This window comes from Chryseolinea sp. T2 (assembly GCF_037203685.1).
Taxonomy (GTDB): domain Bacteria; phylum Bacteroidota; class Bacteroidia; order Cytophagales; family Cyclobacteriaceae; genus Chryseolinea.
The window spans coordinates 1,022,303-1,036,393 of record NZ_JBBCAU010000002.1 but is presented as its reverse complement, the minus strand read 5'-3'; the positions used below and the strand labels follow the sequence as shown (position 1 = coordinate 1,036,393).

8 protein-coding genes are annotated in these 14,091 nt (G+C 47.6%); 2 read left to right on the top strand and 6 right to left on the bottom strand.

Annotated features, from left to right (window positions below; genetic code table 11):
• Complete coding sequence (locus WBG78_RS09015) at positions 1-1,098, bottom strand: glycoside hydrolase family 43 protein (protein ID WP_337326076.1); 1,098 nt, start codon at positions 1,096-1,098, stop codon at positions 1-3.
• Between the two features lie 114 nt (positions 1,099-1,212).
• On the opposite strand from WBG78_RS09015, the gene WBG78_RS09010 reads away from it, so the two are divergent.
• Entirely contained in the window at positions 1,213-2,244 is a 1,032-nt protein-coding gene (locus WBG78_RS09010; protein WP_337326075.1) for a LacI family DNA-binding transcriptional regulator, read from the top strand.
• Between the two features lie 66 nt (positions 2,245-2,310).
• Here the strand turns inward: WBG78_RS09010 and WBG78_RS09005 are convergent, their stop codons facing one another.
• From WBG78_RS09005 to WBG78_RS08990, 4 genes are all read right to left on the bottom strand, one after another.
• A complete protein-coding gene (locus WBG78_RS09005) occupies positions 2,311-5,526 on the bottom strand; it encodes an error-prone DNA polymerase (protein WP_337326074.1) in 3,216 nt (1,071 codons plus the stop codon).
• A 3-nt stretch (positions 5,527-5,529) separates the two neighbouring features.
• Positions 5,530-7,026 carry a Y-family DNA polymerase gene (locus WBG78_RS09000; protein ID WP_337326073.1) on the bottom strand — a complete coding sequence of 499 codons (1,497 nt, stop codon included), beginning with the start codon at positions 7,024-7,026 and terminating at the stop codon, positions 5,530-5,532.
• Between the two features lie 7 nt (positions 7,027-7,033).
• A complete protein-coding gene (locus tag WBG78_RS08995; RefSeq protein WP_337326072.1) occupies positions 7,034-7,780 on the bottom strand; it encodes an ImuA family protein in 747 nt (248 codons plus the stop codon).
• 261 nt (positions 7,781-8,041) lie between these two features.
• A complete protein-coding gene (locus WBG78_RS08990; RefSeq protein ID WP_337326071.1) occupies positions 8,042-10,450 on the bottom strand; it encodes an ABC transporter permease in 2,409 nt (802 codons plus the stop codon).
• A 123-nt stretch (positions 10,451-10,573) separates the two neighbouring features.
• Here WBG78_RS08990 and WBG78_RS08985 point away from each other — a divergent pair, with 123 nt between their 5' ends.
• Complete coding sequence (locus WBG78_RS08985) at positions 10,574-11,593, top strand: glycoside hydrolase family 5 protein (protein WP_337326070.1); 1,020 nt, start codon at positions 10,574-10,576, stop codon at positions 11,591-11,593.
• Positions 11,594-11,701: 108 nt separating this feature from the next.
• On the opposite strand, the gene WBG78_RS08980 is transcribed toward WBG78_RS08985, so the two are convergent.
• The gene (locus WBG78_RS08980; RefSeq protein WP_337326069.1) at positions 11,702-14,047 is read right to left on the bottom strand and encodes a ChbG/HpnK family deacetylase; all 2,346 of its coding nucleotides are present in this window, start codon (positions 14,045-14,047) and stop codon (positions 11,702-11,704) included.
• Positions 14,048-14,091 lie beyond the last annotated feature (44 nt).

Here is a 14,091-nt window from a genome sequence, read left to right as displayed (position 1 = left end):
TTAATTCACATAAGGTTCGATCGTTTGGATCGAGCCGTCTGAATTGTACTTCAGCTCTGTCATCTTGATATTTCTCAGATGGGTCTTTCCGCCCGACAATTCACTGTCGTGGTAAAACAAATACCACTTGCCTTTGAATTCAACTATGGAATGGTGATTGGTCCATCCGAGCACTGGTTTAAGAATCACGCCTTTATATGTAAACGGCCCGTACGGACTATCCCCGATTGCATAACAGATGAGATGGGTGTCGCCAGTTGAGTACGACAAGTAGTATTTTCCATTGTACTTGTGCACCCAGGCTGCCTCAAAGAACCGCCTTGTGTTGTCGCCACGCAGAAGGTCCTTTCCCGATTCATCAACAATCGATATCTCTTTAACGGGCTCCGAGAACTTTGTCATAGACCCATCAAGCTTAGCCATTCGTGGCTTGATCGCCGGCTGATCATCTACGGGCTCGGCACCACTCTCGTCATAGCTTCCACCCTTCCATCGTTGCAACTGGCCGCCCCAGATTCCACCGAAATACATGTAATGGCTTCCGTCGTCATCCTTAAATACGCAGGGATCAATGCTATAACTTCCTTCAATAGGAGATGCTTCAGCAACGAAAGGACCTGAAGGCGACTTACTTTTTGCCACACCGATTTTGAATACGCCTTCCTTGTCTTTTGCAGGAAAATAGAGGTAATAGCTTCCATTACTGAATGCAGCGTCGGGCGCCCAAAGTTGTTTACCTGCCCACGGAACATTCTTCTTATCAAGGGCAACACCATGGTCTTTCACTTTACCACCGGGAGCATCCAGCGAATACACATGGTAATCGCGCATATCGAAATGATCACCATTGTCATTCTCCTTAACGCCGGCATCAATATCATGTGATGGATAGATGTAAATCTTCCCATTAAAAACATGGGCCGAAGGGTCGGCACTATACTGATCTGACACCAAAGGTTGTGATATAGGTTTCTTACCCTGAAAGAGATCAGATTTGTTGTTTGATTGTGCCTGGATGTCGAAGGAAGAAAAGCTCAGGGACAACAGGGGAACTGACAAAAGGATGGCCTTTGCTCCCGGCATACCGATTTTATTCATGGGTGTAAGTGCTTATGATGACAAACTAAGAAAAATTCAACCGATTGCAAAGAATGACCAAGATGCGGTAGATTTTTTTGTTAGTTTTACCCAAGCCCTCCTAAGCATTCCCACATGCAAGAGCACAAAGACATTACGATATACGACATTGCCGAAAAACTCGACATATCTCCTGCCACTGTAAGCAGGGGCCTGAAAGATCATCCGGCCATCAAGAAGGAAACGAAGAAACGCATTAAGGAGATGGCTGCAAAGTTGGGCTATCAGAACAATACGTTTGCCAGTAACCTTCGATCCAGGAAGACCAACACCATCGGTATTATTATTCCAAGGATAAATAGCGCCTTTATGTCGTCCGTGATCGCCGGTGTGGAGCATGTTGTCAACAGCAAGGGATACAATCTAATTATCAGTCAGTCACAGGAAGACTATGACAAGGAAATCGCCAGCGCCACTACCATGTTCAACAGCAGGGTTGATGGACTTCTTGTTTCACTAGCCTCCAATACCGACCGCATCCAGCACTTTGAATCTCTGCTGCGAAAGAAGATCCCTGTAATTTTCTTTGACAGGGTATTTTCTCATCCTGACTGCACCAACATAGTTATAGACAATGTGCAGGCGGGGTACGATGCGGTGATGCATTTGATTGACCAGGGTTGTAAACGGATTATGTATGTAGGCGGAAGTCTGAAAAGGAACGTTTATGCCGATCGCCTCAAGGGGTATAAGCTTGCACTCTCCGACAAAGGGATAGCCTTTTCGGATAAGTATGTGCACACCGATGTTCTCAGCGAACAAACCGGCATAGATGCCGCCAGAAAGATACTGGAGATGCATCCGCGTCCCGATGGCGTTTTTGCCGCTAGTGATTCGTCTGCCGTTGCATGCATGCAGACTTTACAGGAAGCAGGGATCAGGGTTCCTCACGACGTAGCTGTCGTTGGCTTTAACAACGATCCAATCTCCTGGATAGCAAGACCCAGGCTCACCACCGTGAATTACCCTGGCAATGAAATGGGACAGATTGCAGCGACTACGCTCATCAATGCCATTCACAAATCGCCGGCATCAAGTCTAACCACTTTGGTGCTGAAACATGAATTGATCATCAGGGATTCGTCGAACAGGTCTGCGTTAAAGTGAAGGCCGGTATTGAAACACCAACTCAAAGGCCTGGGCGTAGTATCTATACCTGAAGTTTCTCCCCAACTATTTGAAGTTTCTTCCCTCAGGAAAAATCTTTCCCTGTATGAATTCCGGTTTGCTCTGGGACCGAACATCTGAAGTGGCACTCCTCTCTTCGGCACGTGAAAGCGGTGCTGTGTTCAAATCTTCCCTTCCGTCCCTGGTCATTTGACGCAGCAGTCCTGAGTAGTTGAAGCACCGGCTCACTATTACATGGATCACCTCTCCTTCAATCTGCAGTTTGCCCTCCACCATGAGCAATGACGACTGCAATATTTCAGGTCTGAACTGATTAAACAGCTTTTCAAACACTACGAGATTAGTGCAGCCAGCCTCATCTTCAATAGTGATGAAACAAATGCCGCTCGCTGTTCCCGGTCGCTGGCGAACCAGTACCAGTCCTGCAACTTTAACACGATCGCCATCCTTCATTTGAGAGAGATCTTTTGATCGAACGACACCAAGGCTCTGCAATTGACCGCGAACGAAACTCACCGGATGGGCCTTTAGCGACAATGATGTCGAGGCATAATCATGCAGGACGTGTTCTGATAAAGACATCTTAGGCAATGCATGAATATGCTCATCATTGGAGTTGTTTTCGCCTGCACGAAAGACTGGTGTTGGCTTCTCTTTCACGGATACCTGCCACAGTGCCTGCCTTCTGTCAAGTCCGATTGAACGGAACGCGTCAGCATCAGCCAATAGCTCCAGCGTTGCATCGCTGATTCCATTAGCCCTTAGGTTCTGAATGGTCGTGAAGCCTTGTCCCCGGCACGATTCTATCAGCTGTGCATCGGCTTCACTCATTCCCTTGATCTGTCTGAAGCCAAGGCGCAGCATGCAAAATTTTCCCTTCTTCTCTTCAAGCGCGTTATCCCAGTTACTCAGATTCACGTCGGCCGGAAGCACTTCCACACCATGTTTCTGTGCGTCTATAACAATCTGCGCAGGCTGATAGAATCCCATGGGCAGGCTATTGAGAAGTGCACAGGCAAACACATCTGGATAATAACATTTCAGCCATGATGAAACGTAAACCAGCAGAGCGAAACTTACCGCGTGACTCTCAGGGAATCCATAACTTCCGAATCCTTCCAACTGTCGGAACACCTTGCGGGCATATTCCTCGGTGTACCCGTTCTTAAGCATTCCATTAATCAGTTTTTCCTCAAACGACGAAACCATTCCCTTTGCCTTAAAGGTGGCCATGCTCCTGCGCAGTTCATCAGCTTCGGCACCCGTAAATCCAGCACCAACGATGGCAATCTTCATCGCCTGTTCCTGAAACAAAGGAACACCAAGCGTCCTTTTCAGAATCAATTCAAGCTCCGGTGATGGATACTCTACAGGTTCTTCGCCGTTGCGTCTACGCAAATACGGATGAACCATATCGCCCTGGATCGGTCCCGGACGCACAATTGCAACTTCAATCACCAGATCATAAAAGCATTTTGGCCTTAACCTTGGAAGCATTGATTGCTGAGCCCTGCTTTCAATCTGAAATACGCCAATGGTATCGGCATGACTCACCATATCATAAACCGCCTGATCGTCCTGCGGAATGTTCGCCAGGGTTAGGTTAAGCCCATAGTGATCTTTGGCCAGGGTGAACGCCTTCCTGATACATGTGAGCATTCCCAATCCAAGCACATCAATTTTCAGAAAGCCCAATGCCTCGATGTCATCCTTGTTCCACTCAATGTTGGTTCTGTCTTCCATTCGGGCATTGATTATCGGGCACAGATCAGAAAGTTGTCCTTCAGTAATAACAAAGCCGCCTGTATGCTGACCCAATTGCCGCGGAAATCCAATGAACTGCGCCGTCAGCTCCAGCACTTTGCGCAGCGTTTGGTCATTCGGATTCAAACCATGCTTTGCAATTGTCTCTGAATCAAACCACTCATCTGAAAACTCCCACATCGATGAGGAAAGCCTGTTGATGGTATCCACTGATAATCCCATAGCCTTTCCAACGTCGCGTATTGCTCCCTTGTGGTGCTGCTGTGTTACCGTTGCAACGATGGCCGCTCTGTGCCGCCCATACTTTTTATATATGTATTGAATAACCTCTTCTCTTCTCTCATGCTCAAAATCAACATCAATGTCCGGTGGTTCATTACGAGCAGCAGACAGGAAGCGCTCGAACAACAATTCAAATTTCGATGGATCGACTGATGTAATTCCAAGGCAATAACACACAGTAGAGTTTGCTGCAGATCCCCTACCCTGACATAATATGTTTCTGTCGCGCGCAAAACGAACGAGGTCATACACCGTCAGAAAGTATTCCGCGTAACTCATTTCACCAATGAATGTCAGCTCATGATGAATAGCTGTTGTAACCTTCTCCGGAACATCGTTTCCAAAGATCCGATGTGCTCCTTTCCATACCAGGCGGGTAAGCTCATCCTGCGGATCGCCCTTACCCGTTACTTCGCTCGGGTATTGATACTTCAACTCCGATAGAGAGAACTGACAACTCTCCGCTATCACTGAAGTCATTTCAATAGCATTCGGATACTGCTGAAACAACCGAACCATCTCTTCATGTGGTTTCAGATACCGCTCTGCATTCTGACACAACTTGAAGCCCGCATTCTGAATGGTGCATTTTTCTCTTACGCACGTCACCACGTCCTGCAACTCACGGCGTAGCGGGTGATGATAATGCACGTCGTTTGTAGCCACCACCGGAACTTTCTCCAGTTGGCTTAGCTTGTGAAGCCGATGCAAAAGCTTTGCATCATTTCCGATATACATGCGTGACACGGCCAGATAAAGACTATCTCCAAATGCTGCCTTATACCTCCTGAGATCCGCTACAAATAAGGGATCTAATTCATACAAGTCATTCAACGACGACGGCGGAATGACTATGAACTGAGATCCTTTTCTGAATTCGACAACATCTTCAAAATGCAGATGACATTTTCCTTTTTCAGCCCGCATGTTGCCCCGTGTCAACAGGGCCGACAAGCTTGCATAAGCTTCTTTCGAACGTGGATAGGCCAGTAAAGCCGGACCCTTCATGAGATCAAGCCGGCAGCCGGGTATTAGCCTGATCCCAGATTTCCGGGCTTCCACATGCGCCCGCACAATTCCCGCAAAAGTATTTCTGTCGGTGATTGCAATAGACGAGTAACCAAGAGCTACAGCCTGCTTCACCAGCTCCTCAGGATGTGAGCCTCCTCTCAGAAAGCTGAAATTCGACGTGACCTGTAGCTCCGTATAACGCATCCCCTAGGCAAAAAAACCGTGAATAAACCATTTGTAGTTGCTGTCGTGATAGTGTCCCAAACGGAAGATCCAGTAGCGGACTCCATTTTCATCCTCCAGAATGTAATAGTCCCTATGCTGACCTTGCTGCAGCCACCACTCCTGCTCAATTCTCTCAGGACCATCCGCCTTCACCACGCGATGAATTTTCCCCTCATACACAAACAGCATGGGTGGATAATCCGGAATAGGTGCCGTTACATCAATCAGTTCGGGTGGCGAAAGCAAGTGTGAGGGACGAAGTACATCAGTCCTCCAACTTATAGCAGGACTCTCTGAAACATCAACAGACTTTTTGAACGACCGCTCTGGCCAGTAGTGCTCAGCAGCGACAAATCTGGATACTTCAATTCCACCGCGATCGAGTAAACGATCAACCAATTCATTCAATCTCTCATCATCGAGTCCTGAGCTCTTCTCCCAAATACGTTCCTGTTCAACAGGATTATCCTCAATATCCTTTGCTTCAAGCTCAAACAATTCAATGCCAAGCCCCGGCTCCAGTTGTGATATCTTGTTCTCAAACAACTTCCTTACATGCGCCACATGATGTGTCGGACGATGGGTGCCGATCTTAGTTTCAATAGTCACTCCATCAACACGATAACCTTTGAACACTGCCTGACGAAGTCCCTTCTGCTCTCTTTGCAACTTGCCACACAAGGCAACCAGTAATTCCTCCAGGGCAAATTCAATCCCTGCTCTTGTGGCTACCGGTTCAAGACAAGGCAATCTCTCTATGTACTGAGACGGTAACACTACAGGTACTATTACATCTACCTGGTCGCCGAGCGCTTTATCCAACTGGTCCAGCAATGTTCTTCCAAACCTTCGTCGAAGAACGTTCCTCGGCATATTGATGAACTGAGCAATCCGGTGCAATCCGAGTTTATGCAGTCGTTGAATAGCATCAGTTTCGATTCTGAGTGCCTCCGGAGGAAGCGTCATGAGTATATTCCTGAGTTGATGTGTTTCAACTCTGAGTGTTTCCGTTTCAAAACGGGCCACTGCCCATGCAACGATTGGAGTATCCGCCATCCCCAATCGCACGCCATAACCTCTTGCATTCAACCGTGACTCGATAGCATGCATGTAACATTGCTCTCCTCCCCACAAGTGCGCACAACCTGAAACTTCCAATAAAAGGCCATCATCCGGATCAACAGCTGCAACTGGCGTAAACCGAACACACCATTGAGCAAGTTCAGTAAGAATTCTGACAGAAATATCCGGAATGTCGTCTATGGCTTCTAGATCAGTCACTATAGCCCGCGCATCTGCCAGCACCAATCCTTTATGAATTCCTTTTCGTTCAGCATGAATGTTAGTGGCACTAATAACCATCCGTCCATGATCAGTAGTACGCAGTACAAAGGGCCGGTTGTGAAAAGTTGGATCGCCAAGGGCGAACCAATCAGTGCGCAAATGCGGAAACCAGACAGAAATATAACGTGCCCCCATACCTTCATCAACCAACCCTTCTTGATGTCTGCGGAAGTGAAGTTGCAATACTCAGCTCATCCACATTCACTTCTTCAAATCTTCCATGTCTGTATTGAATGGTCCATTTGCCGGCCATTCCTCCCCGTAGCTTCAACAATTCAACTATCCACCGGGGATGACCGACGCCTGGTAAACTGTCGATCTGAATACTTGATGTCGGACTAATCCGCCATCGGGTAGCCGAGGAAGTAATACCTGGATGGGCATCATTTCTGATCAGGAAGCCCGTTGCCTGACTTTGTTCAGCAGACAATTGAAGCCTCCTTGAAATGGTGAGATCCAAACCTCCTACCTCGGCAACCACAACAGCAACTGCACTGCATTTCAATGCCTCTTCCGTCGCCCACAATACATTGCGTGCCTTTTTTATATCCACAAAGATCACCTGATCCGGTTTTACCCCGAATCCAATTAAGGATGGTGGAAATACCTTCCGTTCTGCACTAACCCACAGCATTACACCATTGCCAGAGAGTATGGATGAAACCATGGCTGCTATAAAGCCAACCGAAGCAGCCATTGAACTCTTGCGATGTTCACGATCCACCAGAAATTCATGCAATACACCTAATGGAAAAGCCCCCGAAGGAAATGCCTCCTCTAATGGTCCCAAAACAGTATTCATCAGTGGGTTTGGTGCCGGCCGAAAACCCTCCATCCGATGGATATCCTGCTTGAGTTGTGCAACTTTTTCCGCTCTCGCTAAAGCCATATCGGCAGATGATCATGGCTCAAATATACTAATTTATTTAGTATATCAACTAATATAGTTAGTGAATATTTATGGGTGTAAATGGCTGAAAGAAGTCCTGAGTCCTTAGTCCTTAGTCCTGAGTATTGGTTTGGAGTATTTTGAGTATTAAGTGATGCGACCTCTTGTTAACAAGACTCAGGCTGAATTCTGCCCTAACTGGTAACTAAAAGACTAAAGACCAAACTCAGGACTAAGGACTAAAGGACTCAGGAGGAACTTCTACTGGTCTCTCAGCACCTTCGTCGGATTCGTCATGGCCGCCCGAATCGCCTGGCCAGATATCGCTACAAGTGAAACCATCATTACCAGCAATCCCGGCACAAGAATCATCCACCATTGCAATTCGATTTTATAGCTAAAGCCTTCAATCCACTTAGACGTCGCGTACCATATTAATGGAAACGCCAGGATGGAACTGATCGAGAGCAGCAGAACATACTCCTTCGCGAGCATAAGCAGAATGTTGCTTATCGAAGCACCCAGTACTTTGCGAACCCCAATTTCCTTTGTTCGCTTAACCATAGACAACGACGCCATTCCCAACAGTCCAAGGCTTGCAATTGTAACTGAGATAAATCCAAATATTCCCAGGAGTTTGGCAAACAGCCTGTCAGAAGCGTATTGGTCTTCGAAAAACGAACTCATAAAGTAGCAGGTAAACGTATCGTTGGGATAATGTTTTTTCCATATCTCCTCCAGAACTGTCATAAACTTTCCCTTTGATGAGGCGAGCTTGAAAGAAATGTAACCATATTCAAACGGATGACGGAAAATAAACATTGCCGGTGTAATCGGTTTGTGCATGGATTCGTGATGATAGTCCTTCCATACACCTACGATGTTATAACGAGCGTTGCCTTCACCAATAAGTGTATTGCCTACAGCGAGAGACGGATTCGAAAATCCGAGCGCTATAGCTGCGGTTTCATTCACAATGCAGGATTGCTTCGACTCGCGAAGTGCAAAATTACGGCCGCCAATCAGTTTCATATCGAATGTCTCCTGGAAGCCTTCATCGATCCACATCACTCCAAAAGATTGCTTCTTCAGATTCTCGGATCCAACTGCGTGAAGAGATTCATCGTGAAATCTTATCTCCTGTCCGGGAATGTTAAATGCCGAAGCACCGCTGATAAACTGAGGATGCTGCAGAACTTCATTTCTGAAAGATGAATACCTCACGTATCGGAGGGAATCAGAATTCGTTGAGGCTGCGCCGCGCAGGCTGATGGTTTGTTCCGTGTTAAATCCGGCATCGAGCTCCCGCATAAAATAGATTTGCTTGCGTGCAACATAGGTAACACCGACAACAGCAACGGCGAGAAAAAGCTGAAACACCATCAATGTTCTTTGAAGGATATGGGCATGACCTTTTCCCGCACCGAGCTTGTTCCTCAACATGGCAACAGGCTTGAACCTGGTGATGAAATAACATGGATAAAATGAAACCAGTGATGTGGCTAACACAAACCCCAGTCCGTACATTAGCCACGTGCTGAGGTTGGGCTGCGCAAAAACAACTCCATCAAACAACAAGGTGTTATAAGGGCCTGTGAGTAGCCAATACGTTGTGGCGCCCAGGGTAAACGTTACGACAGCGACAATTACAGCCTCCATAAAGAATTGCCCGCCAATGATCGTTCTTGAAGCACCGAAAGCCCTCCTGACCCCCATCTCACCGGTTCGTGTGAGCGATTGCGCCAGGGAAAGGTTAATGTAGTTCATCCACGCAGCGAGGAGTACGAAAATGGAAAGCGATACCAGAGTATAAAGCAGTACTTTACTCACGGGCGATTTTGCTTCGCCGGTTAGAGGTTTTAGAAAGTGTAATTCCTCATAAGGTCTAAGTGTATGTCGCGCGGTGTGGCCTTTGAGTTTCAATGCATGCATGTGCTCGTTGGCAATCCTGGTGAGCGCATTGTCTATAGCAGGAATATCCTTCGCTGCAGGAGCAAGACGCACGTACGTGAAAGTCCATGGAGAATCAAAGGTTCCGTCGCGGGGCACCCAGCCATAAAAGCTAAGTGTTGACCAGCTGAGCAGAAAATCATAATCAATTGAAGCCGTTGAAGGGATGTCTTTGAACACACCGGTGACCATAAATGGGAGACGCTCGTTGAAATACAGGGTCTTCCCCATCGGGTCTTTATCTCCGAAATATTGACGGGCAGCCGACTCCGAAATAACAACTGACTTCGGTGGAACCAGTGCCTGGTCAGCATCTCCGGAAACAAGTTCAACAGGAAACACTTTGAAGAATGAACTGTCGACATAGAGCATATCCTGGTCGACGATCTTTACATCTTCAGTAAAAATGTAAGCACGTTCATTATAAACTCTGGTTACCGCTTCGACCTGTGGCACGTATGAATGCACCAAAAGAGCCGTGCGGTCGTGAGTACGGGCGCTCTCAAGTACAGGCTGACCATCCTGGTATTCGAAATAGTCGATGCGATAAATCCGCTCTCCGTCATTATAAAACTGGTCGAAGCCAAGATGATACTGCACGTAGCTGGTGAGAGCAAGGAATACGGCGATGCTCAGTGATAGACCAATCACATTGATGGTTACGAAGCGTTTATTGCGGGCCAGGTTGCGAATAGCGGTTACCCAATAGTGCCTGATCATAATGATTCAATGACAGTAGAACGTCAAATATAGTGGCCGTTTACATTGCAATTCCCATGATGTTTGAATATTTGCGATATTGGTAAAGTGTGCACAGGCACACGAAAATCCCGGAAACTCTTCATGAAGCGAACGTCCTCTTTCATTGCGATTTTCATCATATCTGCTCTGCATGCCTGGGGCCAGGCAACGCCACCACCAGCGACACCACCAGTTGAAATGGAAACAGTCAGTGTCGAGGGGAATAACTTTGTTGTTAACGGGAAGCCTATTGTCTTTAAAGGACTAAACATTTCAGATCCGGACAAACTTGCTACGGAGGGGCGGTGGAATGAACGCCACTTCAGGGAGGTCAAGAACTGGGGAGCAAACATCGTTCGGTTTCCGGTACATCCCACGGCGTGGAGAAAACGCGGTGAAAAGGCGTATCTCGCCTTACTTGACAAAGGGGTGGCTATGGCACGGGCGCAGGGACTTTATGTCATCATCGACTGGCACAGCATTGGGAACCTTCGGACAGAAATGTATCAGGCGAAGAATTATGAAACAACCCGAAAGGAGACTTATGAATTCTGGCGTACAATTGCCCGGCATTACAAGGACAATTCAACAGTTGCCTTCTTCGAGCTCTTTAACGAGCCTACCACTATGGGTGGTGAGTTGGGTACGTGTAGCTGGGAAGAATGGAAATCGATGATGGAGGAAATCATCGGAATCATCAGGGCATGCAAAGCTACAGCCATACCGTTGGTTGCAGGTTTCAACTGGGCCTATGACCTGAAAGAAGTTGCTAACAATCCGGTTAAAGCTGAAGGTATTGCTTACGTAAGTCATCCTTATCCACAGAAAAAACAACCGCCGTGGGAATCACAGTGGACTGAAGACTGGGGTTATGTCGCGAAAAAGTATCCTGTGATGCTGACCGAAATAGGATTCAGCGGTGCGGAAGAAAAGGGCGCACATATACCAGTGATTAGTGACGAGTCGTACGGCGATGCCATTACGAAGTACACATCCGACCGCGGCATATCCTACGTGGTATGGATCTTTGACCCTAACTGGGCACCAATGATGTTCAGCGACTGGAATTATACACCAACGAGACAGGGCAAATATTTCAAGCAGGCGCTGAAGAAGAATTAAGAATTAAGAATTAAGAGTTAAGAATTAGCTACCGGCTGACGCCGCCGGGTTCACGACCTAAGGTCGTGGATACGTCTGCCCGTAAGGGCGGTAGCTAATTCTTAACTCTTAATTCTTAATTCTTAATTCCTCCTCATAACTCACCAACCGTATTCCCTTCCTCGCGATAGCTTCTCTCACCTTCTCACTCGTGAAGATGGTTGTTACATCCTGACGCCCCTCGGCAACGTCAGTGTATCCGATGTGACTGATGGCTTTCAGTTCATCGTCGTTTAGGCCAGGGTGTTCAACAAATACATAAGTCTTTCCATCCTCCAGACCATTTAGCATATTAACAAATGCCTCGATACGTTGCTCTGTGTTCTTTCCCTGCAGTTCGGCGTGTGCGTATGAGAATTGATTTTTAGAAGGGTCCGAATCTACTGTTGACAGATGAAATTCGGCGGCCACACGTGCCACCATAGCCTTCACGTTGGGATCAAAACCGGTAGCACCCATATGACCGGAAATATGCGTTAGACCCGGAATGTATTTTTGGGCCAGTTTGATCTGCGCCCGTAGCTCGCGTTCGATGTCCTCGATTTTCCATGCATGATCGAGCACGGCCTGGCCAGGATAGTTTCGGTTCTTATACAACATCGGATAGAAGTAACCATCCTCATTGGTGATTGAAGGACAAACACTCAATGGTCGCCACTTGATGTTGTCCCATTCGCTGGTAATAGCAAAGTGCAGACCGACATCCGCCCGTGGGTTTTGTTGAAGGAGTTTTACAGCCTCCGGAAACCACGGAGATGGCGCGATAACTTCAATTGATGTCTCTATCCCTTCGCGGTAAGATTTAATGAGCGCGAGGTTGCCGGAATGCGAGAAGCCCATGTCGTCTCCACGCACAATAAGTCTTGGCGGATTCGCCAGCGACTTTCGTATGACACCGCGGCTTGTTCTCTCCTTCTTGTCGAATGAACTGCGGAAAGTAGTGTTGACGTAGTCGTCTTCGAACGTACAGGTGATTACTTCATGATGAGGACTTTCGATATATCGGAGTATGAACTCGACAGTTTTCTCATCCTTCCAGGAATAACTGCCTGCGATTTTGAACGGAGGAAGTCCGACGCGGTTTGCTTTTGCGCCAGCAACCAGGTAGGGGCCGAACTTTTGTGTTTCGTTGTATGCCCACTTGCCCTGACCGAAGTTCAGCTTGTGTACAACGGAGTCGGTATTGAGCACGAGTTCACAGCCACCTGCATTGAAATTTGCAGTCATGCTATTCAGGCGGCGGTCATTGGTGAACATGCTGTAAGTTATGCCATTGACCTTCTGAGCGCTTGCGGGAACTGAGACTCCAACGGGCGGGGTAAGCGCAAGTGACGAAAGCCTTGCCTTCAGTTTCTTTTCTGAGGTCCGGTCGGATGGAATACGCGATGGTGAAAAGCTCGGGAGAATGTACTTCCACACCAAATTGATTTCGCCCTGCATATCGGGCGTCTCCGCGGTAATGGCAATCACTGCGTCCTGTTCCGGCAAGACGAGTATAAACTGGCCATAGGCGCCGTCGCCGCGGTAGCTGTTATGGCGACTGCGCCACATTTGATAGCAGTAGCCCTGCAACCAATCGCTGGAATCCTTGCGTGCCTGAGGTGCTGTTGGGTCCTGAATGATCTTGGACGTTGAGGCCTCCTCGATCCATGACTCCGGAAGAATCTGCTTTCCATTCCACTTGCCTTTCTGAAGGAACATCTGACCGAAACGGGCCATGTCTTCCGTCTTAAGTCTCAGTCCCCATCCACCTGTGTTAATTCCATCCGGATCGGTTTCCCAGTCCATGCCTGAAATGTCGAGCGGAGTAAACAAGCGGGGTTTAAGGTATTCGAGTACCGTCTGCCCGGTCACTTTCTGAACGATTGCCGAGAGCATGTAGGTAGCCAATGAATTGTAAACGAACTTTGTTCCTGGCTCATGCACAACAGGAACCTCCAGGAACGAACGAATCCAGTTGTCGCTGCCTCTTGTAGCACCGGTCGGATCTTTGTCGTGCCCCACACTCATACTTAGCAGATGTTTAATGCGAAGCGCCTTCAGATTGTCTGATGGATTGGCCGGAACATCGTCTGGAAAGAAAGATATGACCTGATCTTCGACAGACAGTTTCTTTTCTGTCACTGCAAAATCAATGGCGGTGGCAGTAAAGCTTTTGCTGCATGAATACAGTGTATGCTTTAAGGTTGGACCATAGGGATTCCACCATCCTTCGGCAATGACCTTTCCGTGCCTGAGAACCATGATGCTGTGAAATTCATGTTTGCTGTTAGCAGCAGCATCAAGGAATGCCAGTAAACCTTTGGAGGAAACACCTTCAGCCTCAGGTGTGCTTCTTGGAAGAGTATATTTGGCGGGCTGCGCTGTCGCAATCAGAATATGCAGCGACAGAATAACGGTAAGTAGGAGGCGCATAGGAGATTTGTTGTCAGGCAATTTATAGTTAATCACAGTTGCGT